The sequence below is a fragment of the Actinoplanes sp. NPDC048796 genome, assembly GCF_040650035.1.
Classification (GTDB): Bacteria; Actinomycetota; Actinomycetes; order Mycobacteriales; family Micromonosporaceae; genus Actinoplanes.
In genome coordinates, this window is the sequence record NZ_JBEZGO010000001.1 from 1,079,106 (window position 1) to 1,104,148 (window position 25,043).

A 25,043-nucleotide genomic window follows, 5' to 3' on the forward strand; every position below is an offset into this window, starting at 1 on the left:
TACTAGCACAGAAGATTCCGCAAGCGAGGAGGCCTCGATGTCCGACCTCTATCCTCAAACGGCCCGCACGACGGCCACCCGCTACCGCGATCGCACCCACTACGACCGCGCCCTGGTCCACGCCATTCTGGACGAGGCGTACGACTGTTCCGTCGCGTTCGTGGTCGACGGCTCACCGCGGGTGCTACCCACCCTGCACGTCCGCGTCGGCGAGACCCTCTATCTGCACGGCTCCTCGGGAGGGCGATTCGGCCTGTCGGCCCGGGGCTCCGATGTCGAGGTCTGCGTGAGCGTCACGCTTCTCGACGGCTTGGTGTACGCGCGTTCGCAGTTCCACCACAGCGCCAACTACCGCTCCGTGGTTGCCATGGGCGCGGCCCGGCTGGTCACCGACCCGGCCGAGAAACTGGCCGCGATGACCGCGCTGGTCGACAAGGTCGGGGCGGGCCGCGCGGCCGACAGCCGGCCGCCGACCCGACAGGAACTGGCGCAGACCGGCGTACTGGCGCTGAAGCTGGAGGAAGTGTCGGCCCGCGCCCGCGGCGGCGGGGTGAACGAGGCCGAGGAAGACCTGCCACTGCCCCACTGGGCCGGCGTGCTGCCCGTCCGGCGCGAGTTCGGGCCGCCCGAGACCGGCGCCGGGGTGATCGCCGATCTCCCCGGCTACCTGCCCGGCTCCGAGTTGCCCTGGGCCTCCGCCGTTCCGCTCGAGGGCCGGCACGTGCGGCTCGAACCCCTCACGCCCGGCCACGCGGAGGGCCTGACCGAGGCGCTCGGCGACGACGAGCTCTGGCAACACTTCCTGGTGCCGCGGCCGCGGACGGTCGAGGCGATGACCGACTACCTGGCCACTCTTCAGCGCCATCGGTGGAGCGGCTCCCAGGTGTGCTGGGCCCAGGTCGAGCCGGCGACCGGCCGGGTGATCGGCATGACCAGCTACCACGACATCGATCCGGCGCGGCGGTCGCTCGCGATCGGGCACACGATGATCGGCAAGCCGTGGTGGCGCACGGGCGTCAACACCGAGGCCAAGCTGCTGCTGCTCGAGCACGCCTTCGACAAGCTGGCGGCCGAGCGCGTGTTCTGGTACACCGACAACCGCAATGAACGGTCACAGAAGGCGATCGCGCGGCTCGGCGCGGTCCACGAGGGTGTGCTGCGGCGCCATCGTCAGCGGCCGGACGGGTCGTGGCGCGACACCGTGGTGTTCGGCATGACCGTCGACGAGTGGCCGGCCGCGGCGGAGCGGCTCCGGGCGCGGCTGGCGGCGGCCTGACATGCTCGGCGTCACCGACTTCTGGACGTACGTGGTGGGCACCATCGCGATCATCCTGCTGCCCGGGCCGAACTCGATCTTCGTGCTGTCGACGGCGGCCCGGCGCGGAGTGCGAGCCGGCTACCAGGCGGCGGCCGGGGTGTTCCTGGGCGACGCGATCCTGATGACGCTGTCCGCGGCCGGGGCGGCCTCGCTGCTGCGGGCCTATCCGCCGGTGTTCACCGTCATCAAGTACGCGGGTGCGGCCTATCTGTTCTGGGTGGGGCTCGGCATCGTCCGCGGCGGCATTCGGCGGTGGCGGGGGAAGGCCTCGTCCGCTGAGCCGGAGGTGGTCGAGGAGGTTCGCCACCCGTTCCGGCAGGCGGCCGTGATCAGCCTGCTCAACCCGAAGGCGATCCTGTTCTTCGTGTCGTTCTTCATCCAGTTCGTGGAGCCCGGGTACGCGCATCCGGTGCTGCCGTTCCTGGTGCTGGGCGCTGTGGTGCAGTTGTGCAGCGGGCTCTACCTGACGGCGCTGATCTTCGGCGGCAAGTTCCTGGCCGGCCAGTTCCAGCGCCGGCGCCGCCTGGCCGCCGGCGCCGCGGCCGGGGTGGGCGCCCTGTTCGTCGGCTTCGGCATCAAGCTGGCCACAGCCAGCGTCGGCTGACCCGGCCGGCAACAGCGCTCTGCGGGCAACAGCGCCCCGCGGGCAACAGCGCCCCGCCTGGGCGGGGCGCCGGTGCTCGGGTCACTCGTCGCCGAAGTCGCCCTCGTCGTCGCCGCCGAAGGCGTCGTCCATGGCCTCGCCGAGGATCATGCCGCCGATGACGCCGCCGGCCACGCCGGCTGCTACGCCGCCCATGCCGATGCCGCCGCGGTGGCGGGTGTGGCCGTGGTAGCCGTGACCGCCGCCGTGAGCCGGGTAGCCGCCATGGCCGCCGAAGCCGCCCGGGGCGCCGTAACCCCCGCCGTGGCCACCTCCGTGACCGCCGAAGCCGGGGGCGCCGAAGCCGCCGGCGCTGCGCAGGCCCTGGTAGCGGCCCGCGGCCTGGCTCACCCAGCCCTCGACCACGGAGTTCCAGTCGGTCGTGTCGGCCTCGGCGTGCGAGACGCGGAAACGGCCGTACGCGTCGTGGCCCGGCTGGAGGAAGCCGCCGCGCTTGTCGAACTCCAGGACGACCTCGACACCCTGCGGGTCGGCGATGAAAGTCACCTCGACCTCGTTGATGCCGCCGGCGTACTGCGGCGGCGGGTAGAACTCGATCTCCTGATAGAACGGCAGGGTCTGGCGTACGCCGTAGATGCCGCCGTGCTCCAGGTCCGCGCTCTTGAAGCGGAAACCGAGCCGGGCGAACGCGTCCAGGATCCGCTCCTGCGCCGGCAGCGGGTGCACCGCCACCTGGTCCAGGTCGCCCTTGTCGACCGCCTTAGCCACCGCGAGCTCGGTGCGCAGGCCCATCGTCATGCCGTGCAGGCGCTGGCCGTAGACGTCGGTGATCGGCGTCTCCCACGGCATCGGGAACGAGAACGGCAGCGACCGGTTCTCGCCCTTGCGCAGCTGGAACGCCCCCGCCACCGGCAGCCGGTGGAACTCGACGAAACCGTCACCGTGCTCCGACTCCACCCGGGTGACCAGGCCCAGCACGACGCCGTCGATCAGCACGTCGTGGTCGCCCCCGGTGATGTTCACCTGACCGTCCAGGGCGAGCCCGGGACGGGTGTTCGGGTTCGCCAGCACCGTGTCGACGGACGGGCCGCCGACGCCGAAGGCGCGCATCATCTTCTTGAAAACCACCGGATCATTCCTCCTCGAACAAGGCGGTGCGTCAACTCAACAGACAGGGGTGGCGGGTCTAGTTGGCCGACGGGACGGCCACCGGGGTGTCCGTCTCGTCGTCGAAACGGCCGATCACCTGCTCCAGCAGGTCCTCCAGGGCCACGAAGCCGACCTGGTCCGGGCCCGAGCAGACGATCGCCAGCTGGGCGCGGCCCGCTCGCAGCGCCGCCACCGCCTCCACCACGCTCACCTCGGCGCCGACCGTGAAGGCCGGCTCCATCAGGTCGCGGGCTTCGGCGTCGCGGCCCGCGGCCGTCGCCCGGACGGCCTCGCGGACGTGGACCACGCCGATCACGTCGCCGTCGGCGCCGGTCACCGCGATCCTCGAGCGGCCGCTGGTCAGCGAGGCCAGCTCGATCTCGGCCGCGCCGGCCGTGGCCGGGATCGTGACCAGCTGCGACGTCGGCAGCAGGACCTCACGCACCTTGAGCGAACCGAGGCCGAGCACGCTGGTCAGCAGCTCGCTCTGCTCCTCCTCGATCAGGCCCTCGGCGCGGGAACGGTCGAGCAGGATACGCATCTCGGCCGGGCCGTGCGCCTGCGCCAGCTGATCCTGTGCGTGCACGCCGAACGGTTTCAGCGCCGCGTTGGCCAGCGCGTTCAGCACCCGCAGGGCCGGGCGCACCAGCGTGACGAAGCCGCGGAACGGCAGCGCCAGCAGGGTGGCCGACCGCTCCGGGTCGGTGATCGCCCACGATTTCGGCATCATCTCGCCGATGACCAGGTGGAGGAAGGTCACCACGATCAGCGCGATCAGGAACGCGATCACGTGGCTGGCCATCTCGGGCAGGCCCACGGCGTGCAGGGCCGGGCCGAGCAGGTGCTCGATCGACGGCTCGGCCAGCGCGCCCAGGCCCAGCGAGCACAGGGTGATGCCGAGCTGGGCGCCGGCCAGCATCATCGACAGCTCGCGGGTGCCGTCCAGCGCCGAGCGCGCGGCCCGGCTGCCGGCGGCGGCCGCCTGCTCGAGGCGGTGACGCTTGCTGGCCACCAGCGCGAACTCGGCCGCGACGAAGAAGGCGTTGCCGGCCAGCAACAGGACGATCCAGAGCACGTTCATCGGCTGATCCGTACGGTCTGCGGGACGTGGCGGTCGACGCTCACGACGCGTACCGACAGGGAACCGTCGTCGAGGGTGACCGAATCGCCGGCCTGGACCACCCGCCCGAGCCGGGCCATGACCAGGCCCGACACGGTCTCGTAGTCGTCGCCGACGGGCAGGTCGACGCCGGTCGCGTCGGTGATCTCGTCGATCCGCCAGCGGGCGGGCACCAGCCACGAGCCGTCGTCCTGGCGTACCGGCTCGGGCTCGGCCTCGTCGTCCTCGTCGCGGATCTGGCCGACCAGCTCCTCGGCGATGTCCTCGAGCGTGATGATGCCGGCGAAGCCGCCGAACTCGTCCACGACGCAGGCGAGCTGGCGGTGCGCGGACCGCAACCGCTCCAGCACGGCCGGCAGCCGCAGCGACGACGGCACCAGGATCGGGGCCGACATCACCTCGGAGACGGCGACCTTGTCGCGGTCGGCGGGCGCAATGGCCAGGATGTCGGCGATGCCGACCACACCGACGATCTCGTCGAGGACGGCGCCGCGCACCGGGAACCGCGAGCGGTGGGTGTCGAGCAGCGCCACCACGTCGGCCGCGGTCGCCGACTGGGACACGGTGTGCACGTCGACGCGGGGCACCATGGCCTCGGCCGCCGTCCGGCCGCGGAAGTCGAGACCGCGGTCGAGCAGCGTGGACATCTCGGCGTCGAGACCACCGTTGGCCCGCGACTCGGCGATGATCTGCTCGAGGTCCTCGGAGGTGGCACCCTCGGGCAGCTCCTCGATCGGCTCGATGCCGATGCGGCGCAGCAGACGGCCGGCGGTCTTGTCGAACAGCTTGATCACCGGGCCGAAGACGGTCAGGTAGATCAGCGTCGAGCGGCTGAGCGCCTTCGCCAGCGCCTCGGCGCGGGCGATGGCGAGGTTCTTGGGCGCGAGCTCGCCGAGCACCATCTGCACGACGGTCGCGATGAGCAGGGCGAACGCCACCGACAGGGGCACGCTCACGGCGGCCGGCACGCCGGCCACGCCGAGCAGGTCGGCCAGACCCTCACCGAGGTACGGCTCGGCGACGTAGCCGACGAGCAGTGCGGTGACGGTGATGCCGAGCTGGGCGCCGGACAGCACGAAGGAGAGGCGTTCGGTGACTTTGAGTGCGCGGGCGGCGGCCTCATCACCCTGGGCGGCGTCGTGGCGAAGTCGTCCGCGGTCGGCGGCGACATAACCGAATTCCTGCGCGACGAAATAGCCGGTGACGGCGGTCACCACGATTACCAGGAGAAGGCCGGTAAGGATTAACACGGCCGAGGAGGTCCGTACGCGAGCGGACGGTCGACGGGGAGCCGGGCCGAGCCCGGCTGACTACTGCCGATCATGAAGAGAGACGGTAGCAAGTCCCGCTGTGTGATCGCTGTGAGCTACGACCCGGCCGGTCGATCGGCGTAGAACGTGCTCAGCACCATGTTGACCTTGGGCAGATCGGCGGTCCAGTCGAACTCGCGGGTGGCCCAGCTGATGGCGTACGCCTTGCTGTCGGTGGCCAGCCAGCGGGTACGCACATGCCGCTGGGCGCCGTCGGTGACGTACGTGTACTCCCAGTCGGCCGCCTTGTTCAGCAGCTCCTTCTTCTCCAGGGCGATCTGCTGATATCCGGGCAGCGCGCCGGAGCGGACCAGACGCTGGGCCTCGGCGCGACAGGCCTTGACCGGATCGCCGGCCGGATCGCGGTTGAGGGACAGGGTCATCACGCGGGTGCCGACCGGGTCGCGGAAGCAGAACGTCGTACCGATCCGCTGGTAGGTCCAGCCGTCCGGAACCGGCATGTGAAAGCCGGAACCGTCCGTGAAATAGGACCACCCGCCCAGCAGCGACCAGCCCTTGACCCCTCGGGCGGCGGACCGCTGCGGGGTGACCGGAAGGTTCTCCGGAGCGACGACGTCGCAGGTCGCCGGGGAGAAGCCGGCCGTCACCGTCCGCAGGGGCGAAGGCGAGATCGTCGGCGCCGAGACGGGCGCGGGCGCCGCCGTGTCCTCGTCGCGCTGCACCAGATAACCGGCCAGGATGCCGCCGACACCGAGCACCGTGACCAATGCGAGCCCGGCGGCCATCAACGGTTTCCGCGGCGCGGTCGAAGGGCTGGCCGGCGGGTCCGGCGGATCCGGCGGCGGAAGCGCGGCCACGGCCGCCCGAGCCGGCGCCCTGATCTGATCGATATCGGACCCGACGACGGCTCTGGCCCGGCGCGGCGCCGGCACGCCCACCTGACCCGGGCTGGGCGCCGACGAGATGATCATCCGGAGCCGGCGCTCCACCTCGGGCGCGCTCAGCCGGGCCTCGGGCTCGTGCCGCAGGAGCCCGGTCAGCACCGGGCCCAGCATTCCGGCCCGTACCGGCGGATCCGGCTCCTCCGTGGCCAGGGCCATCAGGGTGGCCATGGCGTTCTCGCGCTGGTAGGGCGAACGGCCCTCGACCGCGGCGTACAGCGTCGCCCCGAGCGACCACAGATCCGACTGCGGCGTGGACGTGCCGTCGCGGGCCCGCTCGGGCGACACGTACTGCGGCGAGCCGACTATCAGGCCGGGCCCGGTCACCGACCCGTCGTCCATGAACGTGGCCAGACCGAAATCGGTCAACACGATGCGACCGTCGTGGCCGATGAGCACGTTGTGGGGCTTCACATCGCGGTGCAGCACCCCGGCCCGGTGCGCGGCGGTGAGCGCGTCGAGCACGGCCAGGCCGATACGCGCCGCGGTCGCCGGCGAATACGGACCGTCGTCCTGGATGACCTGGTAGAGCGAGCGCGAAGGCACGTACTCCATGACGATCCAGGGCAGGCCGTCGGCGTGCACCACGTCGTAGATCCGCACGACATGCGGGTGGTTGAGCCGTCCGGCGCTGCGCGCCTCACGCAGCGTACGGTCGCGGAGCCGGACCCGTTCCTCGTCGCTCATCCACTCGGGCGGCACGAATTCCTTGACGGCGACATCCCGGTCCAGCATCTCGTCGCGGGCCCGCCAGACGCGGCCCATGCCACCGGCGCCGACCGGCTCGCCCAGGCGATACCGACCGGCGACGAGCATGCGTTCGACCGCCATCCCGCCCCCTGCCGTCGACCGATCTCCACCATAGACAGCCACCAGCCACCGGCGGAATGACGATCACCCGGCCACCGCGTAGACCACCAGGTTGTCCCGGTAGGACCGCAGCGACCGATCGAAGACCCCGCCACACGTGATCAGCCTCAGCTGCCGATCCGGTGTCGGTCCATAGACTTCACGGGTCGGAAAATCAGATTTCGGGTACCACCGTGACGACGTGACAGTGAACCGCACAACCCGGCCGCCGCGTACGACATCGATCCGGTCGCCGGCCTTCACCTCACGCAGCCGGTAGAAGACAGCCGGCCCGGCCTTCGAGTCGACATGCCCGGCGATCACCGCGGGGCCGGTGTCTCCGGGCGCCGTCCCCTCCGCGTACCACCCGGCCTGGCCAAAGCTCTCCGGCGGTCGCAGAGCGCCATCGGCACCCAGCCCGAGCGTCTCGAGCGGCGTGTCGACCCCGATCGCCGCAACCCGCAGCCGGGTGGGTTGCCCGCTCGCCAGCCCAGCCACCGCCCCAAACGGATCACCGGGTGGGCGACCGTCACCAGACCCGGCCCCCACGGAACCGGCCCCCACAGAACCGGCCCCCACAGAACCGGCGCCCACGGAACCGGCACCCGCAGACCCAGCATCAGGCCCGGCGTCAGGCTCAGCGGCACCGGGCTCGGCGGCCTCGGCGGGCCCGGCCGTGCCGTCGGCTCGGCGGTCGCCGGAATTCGCGGGATCTGCCAATCCGGCGGAGCCGGGCGCGTCAGCGAGCACGGATCGACCGTCATCCGCCTTCGGCGCCCGGTCACTCACGGCGAGATATCCGCCGCCGGCCAGAAGCGCGGCCACCGTCGCGGCCAGCGCGGGCAGGGCGAGTCGCGCTTTCCTATCTGGTACGCGACGAGCAAGACCCCCAACCGCAGACGCGGGCACCGATCCACTCGCCTCACCGGGGCCGTTGCCGCCTCCACCAGGGCCCTCCGGCGTGTTCCCACGTTCGCCCGGGCCGGCCGGGCCGGTGACAGGCCCGACGACGTCGCTCCCGGCCGGCATCGCTGACGCGGGAGTCGCCGCCCGCAAAGGCGGAGAAACGACAAGCGCCCCCGAAGCGGGCGAACCCGGCACCTCGGCCGCCGCACCTTTCGGAAGGACCCGGCGGGAAAAGGGCGTGGCCGCCTTGGAAGGGCTCGACCGAGGGCGAGGGACGGAGAGCGCTCCCGGCACCGTGGCAAAGCCCCTGGCAACGTCCGGCTTAGCGACCGCCGCCGCACCTCGAAAGGCGCCCCCGGGCTTGGTCGCGGCGAGCTCGACGACGCCAGGCCGAACCGCCCCAGGTTGGGTGGGCTCGGGCGCAGAGGCGCCAAGCCCGGCGGGATGAGGCTTGACGCCGCCAGACGCACCGGCACAGGCACCGGGCCGGGCGGAGTCGGGCCGGGCGGAGTCGGGCGGGGCGGAGTCGGGCCGGGCGGAGTCGGGCCGGGCGGAGTCGGGCCGGGCGGAGTCGGGCCGGGCGGAGTCGGGCCGGGCGGAGTCGGGCCTGGTGACGCTGGACGCAGCGGAGTCGGGCCGGGCGAGGTCGAGCCCTGCAGCGCCGGGCGTGGAAGCGTCAGGCCGGCCGAGGTCCGGGCCGGTGGCGCCCGGCGTAGCGGCACCGAGGTCGGTGGGGGCGGCGTTCGGGTCGGGGGTTGGTGGGTCGGTGGGGGTCACCTCGTACGCCTAATGGGGCCGGCGGCGGAGGGCGGCCGTCAGTGTGCCGATGGCCAAGGCGGCGAAGCCGGCGGCCAGCAGCGCGCCCGGCAGTGGGGATCGTGGGGCCGTGCCGCCCGCGCCGGTGGCGACGCCGCCCAAGGGGACCGTGCCCTGGCGCTCGGCGTCGACGTGGAGCTGGGGTTTCAGGCCGCCGTTCTGGTCGTCCAGGACGATCAGGGAGTAGACGCTGCCGGCGCCCAGCGTGCACGGTAGCTCGCTGGTGCGGCCGCCGCCGGTCGGGACCACCCGGACGCTCCAGCTGCCGGGGTTCACCTCTTTGTAGGCCGTGGTGGTGGCGAACTCGACGCCGTCGGCGATTGTGGCGCCGTTCCGGCCCGCCACGTCGAGGACGGGGGCCTTCACCGAGGCCTGGATGACGCGGACCTTGGACTTGCCGGCGTCGGGGAGTTGGAGGTCGTCTTCGATGATGCGCAGGCCCAGGTCGGCGAAGCGGCCCACGCCGGCGACCGTGTAGGCACCACCATTTTCGACGCCGACCTCGGTCGTGATCACCGGGTTTTCCGTCGCCGGCGCGCCGGCTTTGCGCATCGCCACCTGGTAGGTCCCGGTCGGCAGACGGAGATATTGCGACATGTCGCCGTACGCCACCGCGCGGAATGTCTGCGGGGCGACCGCCCCCGAGTCCGATTTGAGGTAGACATCGACCGCCGGCGTGTCCGGCGAGAGGTGGGCCAGGCGGACATAACCGCTGGTGGGAGCGGCTGTCGCGGGGGTCGCGCCGAGCATGGTCGTGGCCAGCACGGCCGCTGCCGCGGCGAGGCGCGCGAGTCGGGACACGGGGCCTCCTCTTCGACTGGCGTCCATATATATCCCTCGGTTGGTGACCTACGCCATCGTCCGGCGCGTTTTTGTCGTACCCCCGAGGCAGCATGGGTGCTGTGAAAGAAGTCCTGGAGCAGTTCGGGCCGGCCACGCGTGAGTGGTTCACGGCGGCCTTCGCCGCGCCCACCTCCGCCCAGGCCGGCGCGTGGCGGGCGGTCGGTGCCGGCCGCAACGCCCTCGTGGTCGCGCCGACCGGTTCCGGCAAGACGCTGGCCGCCTTCCTCTGGTCGCTCGACCGGCTGGCCCACGAGGCGGTCCCGGACGATCCGCGGCGGCGCTGCCGGGTCCTTTACGTGAGCCCGCTCAAGGCGCTCGCGGTGGACGTCGAGCGCAACCTCCGCGCGCCCCTGACCGGCATCCGGCAGGCCGCCGGCCGGCTCGGGGTTCCGCCGCCCGACATCACCGTCGGCATGCGCACGGGCGACACCCCGGCCGACGAGCGGCGGCTCTTCCAGCGGACCCCGCCCGACATCCTGATCACCACCCCGGAGTCACTGTTCCTGCTGCTCACTTCGGCCGCGCGGGATTCGCTGCGCGGTGTCGAGACGGTGATCATCGATGAGGTGCACGCGGTCGCCGCCACCAAGCGGGGGGCCCATCTGGCGCTCTCGCTCGAGCGGCTCGACGGGCTGCTCGAGCGCCCGGCGCAGCGGATCGGGCTGTCGGCCACGGTCCGGCCGATCGACGAGACCGCGCGCTTCCTCGGCGGCGCGCAGGATGTCGAGATCGTCCAGCCGCCGGCCGCCAAGACCATCGAGGTCGCGGTCGAGGTGCCGGTCGAGGACATGACGCGGCTCGACGAGGTGCCCGACACCGATCTCGACGATCCGGGTGCCGGGCGCCACACGCCGTCCATCTGGCCCGCCGTCGAGGAGCGGGTGCTCGACCTCATCGAGGCCCACCGCTCGACGATCGTCTTCACCAACTCGCGGCGCGGCGCCGAGCGGCTCTGCGCCCGGATCAACGAGCTGGCCGCCGAGCGGGCGGGCGAACCTGTGCCGGCGCCGGCCAAGCCGCCGGCGGAAGTGATGGCCCAATCGGGACAGGCCGGCGGCGCCCCGCCGGTCGTGGCCCGGGCTCACCACGGCAGCGTCTCGCGCGAGGAGCGCAAACAGATCGAGGAGGCGCTGAAATCGGGCGTGCTGCCCGCCGTGGTCGCCACGTCCAGCCTCGAGCTCGGCATCGACATGGGCGCGGTCGACCTGGTGGTGCAGATCGAGGCGCCACCGTCGGTCGCGGCCGGTCTGCAGCGCATCGGCCGGGCCGGCCACCAGGTGGGCGCCGTCTCGCGCGGCGTCGTCTTCCCGAAACACCGCGGCGATCTGGTGTCGTGCGCGGTGGTGGCCGACCGGATGAGCGCCGGCGCGATCGAGGAGCTGCGCTACCCGCGTAACCCGCTCGACGTGCTGGCCCAGCAGATCGTGGCCATGGTCGCGCTCGACGCGTGGCAGGTCGACGAGCTCGCGGCTCTGATCCGGCGGGCCGCGCCTTTCGCCGAGCTGCCCGACTCGGCCCTGCACGCGGTGCTCGACATGCTTTCCGGGCGGTACCCGTCGACCGCGTTCGCCGAGCTGCGCCCGCGCCTGGTCTGGGACCGGGGCACCGACGAGCTGACCGGCCGGCCCGGCGCCCAGCGCCTCGCCGTCACCAGCGGCGGCACCATTCCCGACCGGGGCATGTTCGGCGTCTTCCTGGCCGGCTCGGAGCGGGCGTCGCGGGTCGGCGAGCTCGACGAGGAGATGGTGTACGAGTCGCGGGTCGGCGACGTGTTCCTGCTCGGCTCCACCTCCTGGCGGATCGAGGACATCACCCCCGACCGGGTGCTGGTCTCCCCCGCGCCCGGGGCGCCGGCCCGGATGCCGTTCTGGAAGGGCGACTCGCCGGGCCGCCCGATCGAGCTGGGCCGGGCCATCGGGGCGCAGCTGCGCACGCTGACCCGGGCCGACGACGACAAGGCCACCGCCACCCTGCGGGAGACCGGTCTCGACGAGTGGGCCGCCGACAATCTGCTGGCCTACCTGCGCGAGCAGCGCGAGGCCACCCGCAACCTGCCCGACGACCGCACCATCGTGGTCGAGCGCTTCCGCGACGAACTCGGCGACTGGCGGATGACGGTCCACTGTGTGCTCGGTGCCAAGGTCAACGCGCCCTGGGCGCTGGCGATCGGGCGGCGGCTTTCCGAGAGGTACGGGGTGGACGGCGCCGTCATGCCGTCCGACGACGGCATCGTGGTGCGGCTGCCCGACACCGCCGAGGAGCCGCCCGGGGCCGACCTGGTGGCGTTCGACCCCGAGGAGATCGCCCAGCTGGTCGAGGAGTCGGTCGGCACGTCGGCGCTGTTCGCGTCCCGGTTCCGCGAGTGCGCGGCCCGGTCGCTGCTGCTGCCCCGGCGTGACCCGCGGCGGCGGCAGCCGCTCTGGCAGCAGCGGCAGCGTTCGGCCCAGCTGCTCGACGTGGCCCGCGAGTTCGCCGACTTCCCGGTGACGCTCGAGGCCGCGCGCGAATGCCTTCAGGACGTCTTCGACGTGCCCGGCCTGGTCGGGCTGATGCGCGAGGTGGCCGGCCGCAAGGTCCGGCTCGTCGAGGTCGAGACCCCGCGCCCGTCACCGTTCGCGCGGTCGCTGCTCTTCGGATATGTGGGCGCTTTCCTGTACGAGGGTGACGCGCCCCTGGCCGAGCGGCGGGCCGCCGCCCTGGCGCTCGACTCCACTCTGCTCGGCGAGCTGCTGGGCCGAGTCGACCTGCGGGAACTGCTCGACCCCGAGGTGGTCGGCGAGACCGAGGCGCAGCTGCAGTGGCTGACCAGCCAGCGGCAGCCGCGCGACGCCGAGGACGCGGCCGAGCTGCTTCGGCTGCTCGGCGACCTGGCGCCGGCCGAGCTGGCCGTACGCGGCGTCGAGGAGTCGTGGCTGTCCACACTGGAGACGGCTCGCCGGGCGATCCGCGTCCGGATCGCGGGCGAGGAGCGCTGGATCGGCATCGACGACGCCGGCCGCTACCGCGACGCGCTCGGTGTGGCGCTGCCGGTCGGCCTGCCCGAGGCGTATCTGGCGTCGGTGGCCGACCCGCTCGGCGATCTGGTCGCCCGCTACGCGCGTACCCACGGGCCGTTCGCCGCCGCCACCTGCGCGGCCCGGTTCGGGCTGGGCGTGTTCGTGGTCGAGCAGGCGCTGAAACGGCTGAGCGCCACCGGCCGGGTGTCCTCGGGCGAGTTCTCCCCCGGCGGCGCCGGCACCGAGTGGTGCGACGCCGAGGTGCTGCGCATGCTGCGCCGGCGGTCGCTGGCCGCGCTGCGCCGCGAGATCGAGCCGGTGCCGCCGCGAGTGCTGGCCGCGTTCCTGCCGCGCTGGCATCAGATCGGCGGCAACGCCCGGGGCATCGACGCGCTGGCCGCGTCGATCGAGCAGTTGCAGGGCGTCGCGGTGCCGGCCTCGGCCTGGGAACGGCTGGTGCTGCCGGCCCGGGTCGCCGACTACGCCTCGCCGCAGCTCGACGAGCTGTGCGCCAGCGGCGAGGTGCTGTGGGCCGGGTCCGGCTCGATCGGCGGCCACGACGGCTGGGTCTCGCTGGTCTACGCCGACAGCGCTCCGCTCCTGCTGCCACCGGCCGACGAGGAGCTCGCGCTGACGCCGCTGCACCAGGAGGTGCTGGAGGCGCTGGGTGACGGCCAGGCGTTGTTCTTCCGGTCTCTTTCCGACCGCGTACGGTCCACCGACGACCAGGCGCTGGCCTCGGCCGTCTGGGATCTTGTGTGGGCCGGGCAGCTCACCAACGACACGCTCGCCCCGCTGCGGGCGCTGCTCGGCGGCAGCGGCGCCCACAAGGCCAAGGCGGCCCCGGCCCGTACCCGCTACCGGCGTCCGGGCCGCCCGTCGATGCCGGCCCGGGGCGGGCCGCCGAACATGGCCGGCCGCTGGTCCCGCCTGCCCGAGCGTGACCTCGATCCGACCCGGCGCGCGGCCGCCCTGGCCGACCTGCTGCTCGAGCGGCACGGCGTGGTCACCCGGGGCGCGGTCATGGGCGAGGGCGTGACCGGTGGTTTCGCCGCGGTCTATCCGGTGCTGGGCGCCCTCGAGGAGCGAGGCGCCGCCCGGCGCGGGTACTTCGTCGAGGGGCTGGGCGCGGCCCAGTTCGCCGTGCCGGGCGCGGTCGACCGGCTGCGTGCCCTGGCCGAGCCGGCCGAGCTGGCCAAACGGACCGGCCCGGCGGCGCTGGTGCTGGCCGCGACCGATCCGGCCAACCCGTACGGCGCCGCCCTGCCCTGGCCGGAACGGGTCGTCGACAGTGGTGACGGCGAGCCGGGCGCGAAAGCCGGCCACCGGCCCGGCCGCAAGGCGGGGGCGCTGGTCGTGCTGGTCGGCGGCGAGCTGGTCCTGTACGTCGAGCGGGGCGGCCGCACCCTGCTGTCCTTCCTGGACGACCCGGAGCAGCTCATCGCCGCCGGTCAGGCCCTGGCCGCGTCGGTGCGCTCGGGCGCGCTGGGCGTGATGTCGGTCGAGCGCGCCGACGGCGAGTCGGTCCACGCGTCCCCGTTGCGGGACGCGCTGACCGCCGCCGGCTTCCGCGCCACGCCTCGAGGGTTGCGTTTGCGCGGATAGTTTGATATGCGCGCTATACGAGGTGGGACAACGGCACGGGACGCCGCCGGTTAGCGTCGATGGGCATGTTAGGACACCTGATGACGGCGCTGGCCTTGGCCGCGCCGGTCACTGGCACGCCAGTGACACGCGAAGAGCCCACCGAACCCGCTCCGGCGAACGTGACGGTCGCGTGGGCTTCACCCGACCACCGCAACGTGGTCATCACCTGGGACGAGACCGGTGACGTCCGGAACCGGATCCAGTCGGTGTACGCCGACGGGTCCCCGGCGAACTATCCGCTGTGGGCGGAGGCCGGTCGGCCCAACCGGATCGAGGTGGACAAGTTCTCGGTGGCCGCCGGCGAGGGCGGCGATGTGCGGATCGCCGTCACGGTGGCCGGCCCGGCCAGCGAGCCGGCCAGCGATCCGGGACTGTCGCCGATCTTCGACACCGACATGCCGCCGGCCCCGGTGCTCACCAGCGTGGAGCCGCACGCCGACGGCACGATCACGGTGAACTGGACGCCCGTCCGGCCCCGGGCGGACGTCACCCCGGGCGACCCGCTCGACGTGCCCGCCGTGGACCCGCCGCTGTTCGTGCCGGTCGAGCTCATCACCGACCCGAGGGAGCTTTCCGCGCCGTCACCGGCGACGTCCTTCGTGTTCCCGGGACCGGCCGCCGCGATCACCGCGGTCGGCGTGCACACCGTGAACGAGTGGACCGTCAACGGCTACCTCGGCTGGCGGGCGAGCGCGAGCTACGGCCAGGTGGCCGGCACCCGCGTCACCGCCACCGTTCCGAGGACCGCGCCCGTGGGAAGGAAGCTGACCGTCACCGGCAAGGCGATCATGATCCGCTCCTTCTGCGACAGCGGCCTGCGATGCGACACCTATGAGTACGACGACGCGGGGCGGTTGCTTCGTCTCGAGTACCGCACCGGCGCGGGGGCGGCGTGGCGGACCGTGGCAACCACCAAGGCCGGCGCGGACGGCAAGTACTCGCTCGGCGCGACCTTCCCCGGCATCGGGGAGTATCGCGTGGTCGCGCCGGTGGTCGTCGGCAACGGCGACAAGCTCGCTCAAGCGCCCTTCACGACGGCTGCCGGCCGGGTCCGGCCCAGCTCGTAAGCCCTCCATCGCGGCCCCGCACGTCGTGCGGGGCCGCCCACTTCGGGCGATTTGCGCGGTGGGGCAGCATCGTTCACCTTCGGTGGCTATCGTCTGCGGCCGTGCTGGGAAACCTACTCGCGGCAGTCGCGCTGGCCACGCCAGTCGTCGGCGCGCCGGTGGCGCTCAAGGCGCCCGCCGAACCCGCTCCGACCAACGTGACCATGGCCTGGGCGTCCGACGCCCAGAAGTCCATCGTCATCACCTGGGACGAGACGGGTGACACTCGCAACCAGGTCTACCTGGGAACGCCCGGGGCAGCCGGCAAGCCCGTCGGAAAGGTGGTCGAGGCCGGCCAGCCCAACCGGCTCGTGATCCCGGTCGGCTGGTTCCCCGACGAGGGCCAGGTCAGATTCGAGATCAATCAGGACTACCAGTTCAGCGTGGCCGCCGTCGACGCCTCCGGCGCCGCGGCGAGTGAGCTCGGGCGCTCGCCGGCGTTCGACACGAACACGCCACCGGCCCCGGTGATCACGAGCGTGGAGCCGCTGCCGGACGGCCGGACCAAGGCGTCCTGGGCCGCCGGCAAGGCCAAGGCGGACACCACGCCGGGCGATCCGCTCGACACCACCGGCGACGCGGCGGTGTTCACCCCCACCGCGATCTACGGCGGCGACCCGCAGTCCATGGCTCCGGCGAGCACGGCCACGTCCTACGTTTTCGACGGGCCGCCCACGGCATACGCCTCCGTCGGCGCGCACACCGCGAACGGCTGGTCGATCTTCGACGTCTTCGGATTCGCTACGAGCATGGCCTTCGGCGACGTGTCGGGCTCCCGCGTCGTGGCGACGATCCCCAAGACCGCCACGACCGGCGGGAAGCTCACCGTGACGGGCACGGCGACCTCGCCGCGCAAGATCTGCGACAGGGGCGGACGCTGCTGGATCGACGAGTTCGAGGACGCCGGCCGGGTGCTCCGTCTCGAGGCGCGCACCGGCGCGAACGCGGCCTGGCAGACCGTGGGCACCGCCACCACCGACGCGGCCGGCAAGTTCAAGGTCAGCGTCACCTTCCCCGGGACCCGTGACTACCGCGTGGTGGCCCCGGTGGTCGTCGGCGACAGCGAGAAGCTGGCCAAGGCCCCCTTCGCCACCGCCGCCACCACGACGAAGGCCGGCGCGGCCACCGGCGGCGGCGCGCAGCCGGGCCAGGGCGAACAGCCGGGCCAGGGAGAACAGCCGGGCCAGGGAGAACAGCCGGGCCAGGGCGAGCAGCCGGGCGGGGGTTCGGAGCCCGGCACCGGCGGCGAGGGCGGCGGACTTCCGGTCACCGGCACCCCGATCGTCTGGATCTCCGTGGCCGGCGGCCTGCTCCTCGTCCTCGGTGCGGCGTTCTTCCTCACCGGGCGCCTGCGCCGCCGTCACACGACCTTCACGGCCGAGTAAGAGACGGGTGTTTGTGCTTTCTGCGGAACCGGGCAACCCGATGTGACCTGGGCCACTAGGGTTGGCGCCCATGGTGGGGAACTTGGTTGCCGCGCTGGCGCTGGCCGGGCCGGTCGCCGGCGTGCCGTCGGTGCCGCTCGCGCCGGCGGAGCCCGCGCCCACGAACGTGACGGTGGCCTGGGCTCCGGATCATTCGGAGGTCGTGGTCACCTGGGATGAGACGGGAGACGTCCGGAACGGCGTAGAAGTCGTCAATCCGGACGGCTCCCCCTCGGGAGTGGCCTGGCGGCTCGTCGAGGCCGGGCAGCCCAACCGGCTGCCGCTGCCCGACTACGGCGGCTCCCACTACCACGACCTGCGGGTCGCCGTGACCGTGGTCGACGAGAACGACCAGGTGATCAGCGAGCCGGGGCTGTCGCCGGTGTTCGACACCAACGGGCCACCGCAGCCGGTGATCGAGACGGTCGTGCCCCGCGAGGACGGCACCGTCGCCTTCACCTGGCGGTCCGGGGTCGAGGTGGACACCACCCCGAACGATCCGCTCGACCTGCCCGCCCCGGTTCCGGCGCGATTCGTGCCCGTCGCGTCGTACTCCAATTTCAACGACTACGAGGTGCTGGCCGCTGAGCCGATCACCGCGACGTCGTTCGTGGTGCCGGCCCGGGACACGCCGTACAACGTGGGGGTGCGCACCGCACCGAACGAATGGACCTTCAACGGTGTCTCGGCGCCCGTGGACGGCACGCGGGTCACCGCGACGATCCCGAAGAAGGTCGCGCCCGGCGGCCGGCTGACCGTCACCGGCCGGGCGCTCTACCTGACCCGGGCCTGCGATCCCGGCCCGTGCTGGTCGATCGAGAACGACGACGCCGGCCGGCTGCTCCGGCTTCAGGCGCGCACGGGCGAGGGCGCGGCCTGGCAGAACGTGGCCACGGCGCGGGCCCGTGCCGACGGCAAGTTCACACTCAGCGTGAAATCGCCGGGCTCCCGCGACTACCGGGTGGTCGCTCCCCCGGTCGCGCGCGCGGCGAACCGGGACGCCAAGGCCTACTTCGCGACGCCCGTGACCAGAACGAAGGAGACCCCGCCCACCGCCGGCGGCGACACGGGCGGCACCGGCGGCGGCGGGGGCCTGCCGATCACCGGGTCGTCGGTCGCCGGGACCACTCTGGGAGGCAGCCTGCTCGTCGCCTTCGGCGCGGCTCTCCTCCTGACGGGCCGCCGTCGCAGCGCTCGCCGGCGAGCGATCGAAATGCGCGGAAACGCCCGGTTTGAGCACTAAGGTGCGGCCATGATGGGGAACCTTGTCGCCGCGCTCGCGCTGGCAGTGCCGGTCAGCGTAGCGACGCAACCGGCTCCGGCGAACGTGACAGTGGCGTGGACGTCGGACGCCCATGACGCCGTGGTGGTCACCTGGGACGAGACGGGAGACGTACGGAACCGGGTCGAGCTCGTGAACGCGGACGGGTCACCCTCCGGGGTGGCCGGACTGACCGTGGAGGCGGACCAGCCGAATCGGAGCCCGTTGCCGGGCTTCGGCACGATCCACAACTTCGATCTGCGGGTCGCGGTGTCGGTGGTCGACGAGGACGGCCAGGTCGTCAGCGAGAAAGGGCTGTCACCGGTCTTCGACACCAACGCGCCGGCGCAGCCGATCATCGAGAAGGTCACGCCGCGCGAGGACGGCACGGTCGCGTTCAGCTGGCGGCCGGGCACCGAGACGGACACGACGCCCGGCGATCCGCTCGACGTGCCGGCCGGTACCCCGGTGCGGTTCACGCCGTTCGTCGCCTACTCCAGCCTCAACGACTTCGAGGCGCTGACCTCGGCGCCGGTCGCCGCGACGTCGTTCGTGGTGCCCGACCGGGCGAAGCCGAGCCGCGTGGGCGTGCGCACCACGCCGAACGAGTGGGCGTTCAACGGCGAATCGGCGCCCGTGGACGGCACCCGCGTCACCGCCACGATCCCGAAGAAGGTCACCGCCGGCGGGAAGCTGACGGTGACCGGTAAGGCCGTTCACCTGACCCGGCAATGCGACCCGGGAGTCTGCTGGGGCGAGGAGAGCGACGGCGCCGGGCGGCTGCTCCGCCTCCAGGCGCGCGCGAACGCCAGGGCGGCCTGGCGGACGGTGGCCACCACCCGGGCCGGCGCCGACGGCACGTTCAGCTTCGACGTGAACTCCCCTGGCACTCGCGACTACCGGGTGGTCGCTCCCCCGGTCGCCCGCACCGCCGATCAGGAGGCCAAGGCCTACTTCGCGACGCCGCCGGCGACGGTGAAGGCCAAGCCGGCCGCGACCGGCGGCGGGGGCTACCACGAGCCCGGAGCCGGCACGGGCGGCACCGGCGGCGGGGAGGGCGGTGGACTCCCGATCACCGGGGCCCCCGCCGCCGGGACCGCTCTCGCGGGCGGCCTGCTGATCGCCCTCGGCGTGGCCTTCCTGCGCGCCGGCCGCCGCCGGCCGTCCATCGCCGGGTGAGAGGCCGGCGACTCAGAGCTGCGGGGCCACCGCCGAGGCGACCAGCTCGACGTGGTCGAGGTCGCTGAGGTCGAGCGCCTGGAGGAACAGGCGGGAAGCGCCCGCCGCCTCGTACCGCTTGATGGTCTCGACGGCCTCGTCCGGCGTGCCGACGATGCCGCCGTTCTCGCGCATCTCGCCCACCTCACGGCCGATGGCCGCGGCCCGGCGCTTCACCTCGGCGTCGTCGCGGCCCACGCACAGCACGGCCGCCGCCGAGAAGGCCGGAAGCGACGTCCGGCCGATCGACTCACAGGCGGCACGGACGCGGTCGAAGACCGGCGCCACATCGGAGATCTTGGAGAACGGGACGTTGAACTCGTCGGCGAAGCGGGCCGCCAGCGCCGGCGTGCGCTTCTTGCCGTGGCCGCCGATGATGACCGGCGGGCGCGGCGACTGCACCGGCTTGGGCAGGCCGGGCGAGCCGGAGACCTGGTAGTGCTTGCCGTCGAAGTCGAACGTCTGGCCCTCGGGGGTCCCCCACAGGCCGGTGATGATCTCGAGCTGCTCCTCGAGCCGGTCGAAACGCTCGCCCACGGGCGGGAACGGAATCCCGTACGCCTTGTGCTCGGCCTCGAACCAGCCGCCGCCGAGACCGAACTCGATGCGGCCGCCGCTCATCGCGTCGGCCTGGGCCACCGCGATGGCCAGCGGGCCGGGCAGCCGGAACGTCGCCGACGTGACCAGCGTGCCCAGCCGGATGGTGGAGGTCTGCACCGCCAGCGCGGCCAGCGTCAGCCAGGCGTCGGTCGGGCCGGGCCGGCCGTCGCCGCCCATGGTGAGGAAGTGATCGGAGCGGAAGAAACCGTCGAAGCCGCTCGCCTCGGCGGTTTGCGCGACCTTCCGGAGATCGTCGTAGCTTGCCCCCTGCTGGGGCTCGGTGAAGATCACGAGACGCATGAATCCAACCCTGCCAGATCCACCAACGATCCGGGCCGGGGCAGTAACGTTTCCCACCATGGCCGGGTATGGATGGATCAGCTTCACCACCGACTACGGGACGTTCGACGGCTTCGTCGCGGCGTGCCACGGATCGATCGCGCGCATCGCCCCTGACGTGCGCGTCATCGACGTGACACACCACGTGCCGCCGGCCGATGTGGCCCGCGGCGCCGCGGTGCTCGCGCAGACCGCGCCGCACCTGCCGCCCAGCGTGCACCTCGCGGTGGTCGACCCCGGCGTCGGCACGGCCCGGCGCGGCGTCGCCCTCGGCACCCCCAACGGCGCCCTCGTCGGCCCCGACAACGGCCTGCTGATCTGGGCGGCCGAGGCGCTCGGGGGCGTCGAGTCGGCGTACGAGCTGACCAACAAGGACTGGTTCCTCGGCGACGTCTCCCGCACCTTCCACGGCCGTGACCTGTTCTCCCCGGCCGCCGCCCGGATCGCCGCCGGCGCCCCGCTGGCCGACGCCGGCGCGGCCGTCGACCCGGACACGCTCATCCGGCTCCCCGCCCCGGTCGTCTCGGTCGGCGACGGCTGGCTCGAGGCCGAGGTGATGACCGTCGACCGCTTCGGCAACGTGCAGCTCGCGGCCGAGGGCGACGCGCTGCGCGGCCTCAGCGGCGACCTGGTCGTCAACGGCACGGTGAACGCCCGCCGGGGCGCCACCTTCGCCGACGTCGGCCAGGGCGACCTGCTGGTCTTCGAGGACTCGGCCGGGCGCGTGGCCATCGCCGTGAACAACGGGCGGGCCGTGGTCGTGCTCTCGGTCCAGCCCGGCGACATCGTCCGGGTGGCCGCGCGTCAGGCCTGACGGACGATATCGCCGCTCCTTGGCGTAAGTACGCCGGCAGCCGCTGGACGAGAGCGGGATGATCGAGTTGATGCGGGTCCGGCATGAACGGGCGGTGGCGGGGCAGGATTGAGGCATGCCTGAAGGCGACACCGTCTGGAACACCGCGCGGGTGGTCGAGCGTGCGATCGGCGGGGAGGTGCTGACCGGGTCGGACTTTCGGGTGCCGCAGCTGGCCACCACCGATCTGAGCGGCTGGACGGTCGCCGAGTCGGCCAGTCGCGGCAAACATCTGCTGCTGCGGCTGACCCGGGACGGGGAGAAGCCGCTCACCCTGCACTCGCACCTGCGCATGGAGGGGGCGTGGCGGGCGTACAAACCGGGGGAACGCTGGACCGGCCGCCCAGCGCACCTGATCCGCGTGGTTCTGAAGACCGGGCGGGCGGTCGCCGTCGGCTATCACTTGCACGAGGTCGCGTTGTGGCCGACCGCTGAAGAGGAGCGGCAGCTCGGGCATCTCGGGCCCGACCTGCTGGGGACCGACTGGGACGAGGCCGAGGCGGTACGCCGTATCGCCGCCCAGCCGGAGCGGACCATCGCCGAGGCGCTGCTCGACCAGCGGAACCTGGCCGGTGTCGGCAACCTCTACAAGGCCGAGACGCTGTTCCTGCGTGGACTGTGGCCGTGGACGCCGGTCGCCGAGGTGAAGGACCTGGACGGGACGGTCGCGCTGGCCCAGAAGCTGGTCGCCTCGAACCGGGGGCGCTGGACGCAGACCACTACCGGTTCGCTGCGGCGCGGCGAGACCAGCTTTGTGTACGGACGCCGCGCGCAGCCGTGCCGCCGGTGTGGCGCCGCCATTCAGAAGGACGAGAAGGGCGAGCGGATCACGTACTGGTGCCCGCGCTGCCAAAAGAAGTCGGGCGCTTGAGCTCGGACAGGCCCTCGGCCAGGCCGCGGAGCCGGTCGGTGGCGTCGATCAGCGACGTGAACGCCGGGTGTGAGCCCTCGGTGACCGGGTGGCCGTCCTCGGCCACGTAGGCCGCGGCGGCCGCGACCATCCGCTCGTACGCGTCGACGCCCTCGGTGAACTGCCGGGCCAGCGAGGCGTGGGACTCCTCGAGGCCGGCCCGCTGGCCGGGCGGGGTCAGCGGAAGCGCCCGCTCCACGCTCGCCACCCGCTGGCCGAGGTCGCGCAGCCACTGCTCGGAGACCGCGGCCTCGAGCACAGCGCCCTCACCGGGCCCGGTGAGCCGGCCGGAGAGCCCGGCGAGAGTGGACGATGCCCGGTCGAGCCGGTCCCAGGCCTGGGTGATGGCCGAGCCGCGCAGCGCGTACCGGTTCTTCTGCCGCCGGACCTCGTGCAGGACCGTGCGGCCGGCCGGGAAGCGCTCGATCGCGGCCGTGAGCCGCTGACCGGGCAGGGCCGGGTCGGGCGCCGGAGGCGCCGGGGTCGCGGCCAGCGCGCGGTGGTCACTCCACCGCCACCAGGCCAGGGCGACCGAGCCGCCGGCGGCGCCGGCCCAGACGGCGTCGACGACACCGATGCCGGAATACGGGGTGAGGACGGCGGTGGCCGCGGCGAGGCCGCCACCGAGCACGCTCCAGCGGCGTGCCGAGTTACGAAGTCGCTTGAGCCGGCGGAAGTACTTGCTCCGCTCGTCCACCGTCGTCCTCCCCTGGTGCTGCTATCCGGCGGCGGTCGTGTCTCCGCGCTTCTGGTTCATGCTGGCCCGGATCTCGTCGAGGCGGGCGACGCTGGCCGGGTCGGCCGCCGGCTGCGCGGCCGCCTGCTCGACCGCCGGCTGCGAGCCCGCGCCGGCGAGCTTCTCGCCCGCCATGCTGGCCCGGATCTGCTCGAGCCGCGACGAGCCGGCCATGTCGAGGCTGCTCTTCTGCACCTCGAGCATGCGGCCCTCGACCGAGTTGGACGCGAGCTCGGCCCGGCCCATGGCGTCCGCGTACCGGCGCTCGATCTTGTCGCGGACCTCGTCGAGCGACGGCGTGTTGCCGGGCGCGGCCAGCGACGACATCGACTCGAGCGACTTGGCCACGGTCTCCTGCATCTTGGCCTGCTCGAGCTGGCTGAGCAGGCGCGAGCGCTCGGCGATGCGCTGCTGGAGCACCATCGCGTTGTTCTCGACCGCCTTGCGCGCCTGGCCGGCCGCGGAGAGCGCCTGGTCGTGCAGGGTCTTCAGGTCCTCCATCGACTGCTCGCCGGAGACCAGCTGGGTGGCCAGCGTCTGCGCCGTGGACTCGTATTTCTGGGCCTCGGCCTCGTCGCCGCCGGCCCGGGCGCGGTCGGCCAGGACCAGCGCCTGACGCGCCATGCCCTGCAGCTTCTCGACCTCACCCATCTGGCGCGACAGCTTCATCTCCAGCTGGCGCTGGTTGCCGATCACCGCCGCGGCCTGCTGCACAAGGGCCTGGTGTTGCCGTTGCGCGTCCTCGATGGCCTGCTGGATCTGGACCTTCGGGTCGGCATATTCGTCGATTTTCGCGCCGAAGAGCGCCATCATGTAACGCCAGCCCTTGACGAACGGATTCGCCATCTCGCGGTATCCCCTCAATGTCGCTCAGTCGGGTCCGCCACCGACGCAGATCGAGGAGCTGTCGCGATGGCGTTGAATGCCATCGTGACAGCTCGACGCCACCGGCGTCACGTGACCTCGGGGGGATCTCAGGGTCTCCCCCACGGTTCGAGGCTACGCGCACCCGCGGGTCGGGGTCGATCCCGGAGGGGGACCCTGGAACAGGAAGAGCCGGACCACCCGCGTGGGTAGTCCGGCCCGGTTTTATTTGTGAGTTGATCAGGCGGCGTACACGACGTCGCGCTTGGGTTTTCTGGTCGTCCGCAGAGTCGCTTTGAGCGGCGTCTCGTGGCGAACCGACACGGACAGCGCCTTCTGCTTCTCTTCGTCGACCGGCACGAGCACACCCTCCATGCCCTCGGCGAGCGACAGCGTGCCGCTGACCTCGCTCAGGAGCTCGGAGAGACGCGCGCCCAGCGCGTCACAGATGGCGGCGAGCAGCTCGCTGGAGGCTTCCTTCTGACCGCGCTCGATCTCGGACAAGTAGCCGAGACTGACGTTCGCGGCGGTGGACACCTCGCGCAGCGTGCGGTGCTGCCCCTGCCGGCGCGCCCTCAGTGCGTCGCCGATAACCCGGCGTAGCAGGACCATGGCACCTCCTCCTGCGGCGGGGCCGCCGGCACACGCCGGAGGCTTCCCGCAACCGTACCCGCTGCCGGCCAGGCCGACATACCGCCCCGCCGAATTCCGGGACAGCCCCGCAGCGGGACACTCGTGCAACTTTCGAGATCGATGAAACATTCCCCAGCTCAGGACCGCGCCGGGGCCTCCCTCAGACAGTCTGCGAGCAGCAGTAGTGCGCTCGTCACACTTTCGGTCCGGATGGCGGCCCGGTTTCCGTCGAGTTTCAGCTCGCGGACCGTCTCGCCCCACGGGCCGGCGCAGGCGACGTAGACCAGCCCGACCGGTTTGCCGTCCTGCGGCTCGGGACCGGCCACGCCGGTGGTGGCCAGGCCCCAGTCGGCCGAGCAGCGCTCGCGGGCGCCGCGGGCCAGTCCGGCGGCCACGTCGGGGTCGACCGGGCCGCGCTCGTCGAGCAGGTCCTGGGCGACGCCGGCCAGCGCGTGCTTGAGGTCGGTGGCGTAGACCACCAGGCCGCCCCGGTAGACCGAGCTCACGCCGGGAATCTCCACGACGGTCGAGGCGACCAGGCCGCCGGTCAGCGATTCGGCGGTGGCCAGGGTCTCGCGCCGGTCGACCAGCCGGTGCACGGCCGCCGCGGCCGCTACGTCAGGAGTGTCCACAAATGGA

20 protein-coding genes are annotated in these 25,043 nt (G+C 72.7%); 9 read left to right on the forward strand and 11 right to left on the reverse strand.

The genetic code is table 11. The annotated features are described in order from the left end of the window. Nucleotides 1-37: 37 nt before the first annotated feature. Nucleotides 38-1,276: a bifunctional pyridoxamine 5'-phosphate oxidase family protein/GNAT family N-acetyltransferase gene (locus AB0C26_RS05140; protein ID WP_360241733.1), complete on the forward strand. Its 1,239-nt coding sequence runs from the start codon at nt 38-40 to the stop codon at nt 1,274-1,276. Nucleotide 1,277: 1 nt separating this feature from the next. Further along, nucleotides 1,278-1,922 carry a leucine efflux protein LeuE gene (leuE, locus tag AB0C26_RS05145; protein WP_360241736.1) on the forward strand — a complete coding sequence of 215 codons (645 nt, stop codon included), beginning with the start codon at nt 1,278-1,280 and terminating at the stop codon, nt 1,920-1,922. 81 nt (nt 1,923-2,003) lie between these two features. Here the strand turns inward: leuE and AB0C26_RS05150 are convergent, their stop codons facing one another. From AB0C26_RS05150 to AB0C26_RS05175, 6 genes are all read right to left on the reverse strand, one after another. Continuing rightward, nucleotides 2,004-3,050 carry a sporulation protein gene (locus AB0C26_RS05150; RefSeq protein ID WP_360241738.1) on the reverse strand — a complete coding sequence of 349 codons (1,047 nt, stop codon included), beginning with the start codon at nt 3,048-3,050 and terminating at the stop codon, nt 2,004-2,006. A gap of 58 nt (nt 3,051-3,108) precedes the next feature. Beyond that, on the reverse strand, nt 3,109-4,152 hold the full coding sequence (locus AB0C26_RS05155; RefSeq protein WP_360241741.1) for a hemolysin family protein: 1,044 nt from the start codon (nt 4,150-4,152) through the stop codon (nt 3,109-3,111). Beyond that, complete coding sequence (locus tag AB0C26_RS05160) at nt 4,149-5,441, reverse strand: hemolysin family protein (protein WP_360241744.1); 1,293 nt, start codon at nt 5,439-5,441, stop codon at nt 4,149-4,151. The genes AB0C26_RS05155 and AB0C26_RS05160 overlap by 4 nt, the downstream gene beginning before the upstream one ends. Nucleotides 5,442-5,557: 116 nt before the next feature. Further along, nucleotides 5,558-7,234, reverse strand: a complete 1,677-nt coding sequence (locus tag AB0C26_RS05165; protein ID WP_360241747.1) for a serine/threonine-protein kinase — start codon at nt 7,232-7,234, stop codon at nt 5,558-5,560. A 63-nt stretch (nt 7,235-7,297) separates the two neighbouring features. Further along, entirely contained in the window at nt 7,298-7,750 is a 453-nt protein-coding gene (locus tag AB0C26_RS05170) for a class F sortase (protein WP_360241750.1), read from the reverse strand. A gap of 1,194 nt (nt 7,751-8,944) precedes the next feature. Then, on the reverse strand, nt 8,945-9,775 hold the full coding sequence (locus AB0C26_RS05175) for a DUF4397 domain-containing protein (protein WP_360241753.1): 831 nt from the start codon (nt 9,773-9,775) through the stop codon (nt 8,945-8,947). Between the two features lie 92 nt (nt 9,776-9,867). On the opposite strand from AB0C26_RS05175, the gene AB0C26_RS05180 reads away from it, so the two are divergent. The 5 genes from AB0C26_RS05180 (at nt 9,868) to AB0C26_RS05200 (ending at nt 19,430) form a co-directional block, all read left to right on the forward strand. Continuing rightward, on the forward strand, nt 9,868-14,418 hold the full coding sequence (locus tag AB0C26_RS05180) for an ATP-dependent helicase (protein WP_360241756.1): 4,551 nt from the start codon (nt 9,868-9,870) through the stop codon (nt 14,416-14,418). A 65-nt stretch (nt 14,419-14,483) separates the two neighbouring features. Next, nucleotides 14,484-15,527 carry a hypothetical protein gene (locus tag AB0C26_RS05185; protein WP_360241759.1) on the forward strand — a complete coding sequence of 348 codons (1,044 nt, stop codon included), beginning with the start codon at nt 14,484-14,486 and terminating at the stop codon, nt 15,525-15,527. Between the two features lie 101 nt (nt 15,528-15,628). After that, a complete protein-coding gene (locus tag AB0C26_RS05190) occupies nt 15,629-16,951 on the forward strand; it encodes a hypothetical protein (RefSeq protein ID WP_360241762.1) in 1,323 nt (440 codons plus the stop codon). A 70-nt stretch (nt 16,952-17,021) separates the two neighbouring features. After that, on the forward strand, nt 17,022-18,233 hold the full coding sequence (locus AB0C26_RS05195) for a hypothetical protein (RefSeq protein WP_360241765.1): 1,212 nt from the start codon (nt 17,022-17,024) through the stop codon (nt 18,231-18,233). Between the two features lie 9 nt (nt 18,234-18,242). Then, nucleotides 18,243-19,430 (forward strand): hypothetical protein, encoded by a 1,188-nt coding sequence (locus AB0C26_RS05200; protein ID WP_360241768.1) that lies wholly within the window; start codon nt 18,243-18,245, stop codon nt 19,428-19,430. A gap of 12 nt (nt 19,431-19,442) precedes the next feature. Here AB0C26_RS05200 and AB0C26_RS05205 read toward each other — a convergent pair whose 3' ends face one another. After that, nucleotides 19,443-20,369, reverse strand: a complete 927-nt coding sequence (locus AB0C26_RS05205; RefSeq protein ID WP_360241771.1) for a TIGR03560 family F420-dependent LLM class oxidoreductase — start codon at nt 20,367-20,369, stop codon at nt 19,443-19,445. 58 nt (nt 20,370-20,427) lie between these two features. On the opposite strand from AB0C26_RS05205, the gene AB0C26_RS05210 reads away from it, so the two are divergent. After that, on the forward strand, nt 20,428-21,222 hold the full coding sequence (locus AB0C26_RS05210; RefSeq protein WP_360241774.1) for an SAM-dependent chlorinase/fluorinase: 795 nt from the start codon (nt 20,428-20,430) through the stop codon (nt 21,220-21,222). Nucleotides 21,223-21,337: 115 nt separating this feature from the next. After that, nucleotides 21,338-22,132, forward strand: a complete 795-nt coding sequence (locus AB0C26_RS05215) for a DNA-formamidopyrimidine glycosylase family protein (RefSeq protein ID WP_360241777.1) — start codon at nt 21,338-21,340, stop codon at nt 22,130-22,132. Here the strand turns inward: AB0C26_RS05215 and AB0C26_RS05220 are convergent. The 4 genes from AB0C26_RS05220 to AB0C26_RS05235 all read right to left on the reverse strand — a co-directional run bounded on the left by AB0C26_RS05220 (nt 22,089) and on the right by AB0C26_RS05235 (nt 25,036). Further along, nucleotides 22,089-22,868, reverse strand: a complete 780-nt coding sequence (locus AB0C26_RS05220; RefSeq protein ID WP_360241780.1) for a hypothetical protein — start codon at nt 22,866-22,868, stop codon at nt 22,089-22,091. The two genes, AB0C26_RS05215 and AB0C26_RS05220, sit on opposite strands and share 44 nt — an antisense overlap. Before the next feature lie 21 nt (nt 22,869-22,889). After that, on the reverse strand, nt 22,890-23,753 hold the full coding sequence (locus AB0C26_RS05225; RefSeq protein WP_360241783.1) for a PspA/IM30 family protein: 864 nt from the start codon (nt 23,751-23,753) through the stop codon (nt 22,890-22,892). Nucleotides 23,754-24,011: 258 nt separating this feature from the next. After that, nucleotides 24,012-24,383 carry a helix-turn-helix domain-containing protein gene (locus tag AB0C26_RS05230; protein WP_097318554.1) on the reverse strand — a complete coding sequence of 124 codons (372 nt, stop codon included), beginning with the start codon at nt 24,381-24,383 and terminating at the stop codon, nt 24,012-24,014. Nucleotides 24,384-24,541: 158 nt separating this feature from the next. Then, nucleotides 24,542-25,036, reverse strand: coding sequence for a CinA family protein (locus tag AB0C26_RS05235; RefSeq protein ID WP_360241788.1), 495 nt, complete (start codon nt 25,034-25,036; stop codon nt 24,542-24,544). Nucleotides 25,037-25,043: the final 7 nt, after the last annotated feature.

Excerpts from the sequence above, each read along its gene's own strand:
- AB0C26_RS05140 (WP_360241733.1), top strand. The coding sequence starts at position 38 with ATGTCCGACCTCTATCCTCAAACGGCCCGCACGACGGCCACCCGCTAC.
- leuE (WP_360241736.1), top strand. The coding sequence starts at position 1,278 with ATGCTCGGCGTCACCGACTTCTGGACGTACGTGGTGGGCACCATCGCG.
- AB0C26_RS05155 (WP_360241741.1), bottom strand. The coding sequence starts at position 4,152 with ATGAACGTGCTCTGGATCGTCCTGTTGCTGGCCGGCAACGCCTTCTTC.
- AB0C26_RS05165 (WP_360241747.1), bottom strand. The coding sequence starts at position 7,234 with ATGGCGGTCGAACGCATGCTCGTCGCCGGTCGGTATCGCCTGGGCGAG.
- AB0C26_RS05180 (WP_360241756.1), top strand. The coding sequence starts at position 9,868 with ATGGGTGCTGTGAAAGAAGTCCTGGAGCAGTTCGGGCCGGCCACGCGT.
- AB0C26_RS05185 (WP_360241759.1), top strand. The coding sequence starts at position 14,484 with ATGTTAGGACACCTGATGACGGCGCTGGCCTTGGCCGCGCCGGTCACT.
- AB0C26_RS05195 (WP_360241765.1), top strand. The coding sequence starts at position 17,022 with ATGGTGGGGAACTTGGTTGCCGCGCTGGCGCTGGCCGGGCCGGTCGCC.
- AB0C26_RS05200 (WP_360241768.1), top strand. The coding sequence starts at position 18,243 with ATGATGGGGAACCTTGTCGCCGCGCTCGCGCTGGCAGTGCCGGTCAGC.
- AB0C26_RS05205 (WP_360241771.1), bottom strand. The coding sequence starts at position 20,369 with ATGCGTCTCGTGATCTTCACCGAGCCCCAGCAGGGGGCAAGCTACGAC.
- AB0C26_RS05210 (WP_360241774.1), top strand. The coding sequence starts at position 20,428 with ATGGCCGGGTATGGATGGATCAGCTTCACCACCGACTACGGGACGTTC.
- AB0C26_RS05215 (WP_360241777.1), top strand. The coding sequence starts at position 21,338 with ATGCCTGAAGGCGACACCGTCTGGAACACCGCGCGGGTGGTCGAGCGT.
- AB0C26_RS05225 (WP_360241783.1), bottom strand. The coding sequence starts at position 23,753 with ATGGCGAATCCGTTCGTCAAGGGCTGGCGTTACATGATGGCGCTCTTC.
- AB0C26_RS05230 (WP_097318554.1), bottom strand. The coding sequence starts at position 24,383 with ATGGTCCTGCTACGCCGGGTTATCGGCGACGCACTGAGGGCGCGCCGG.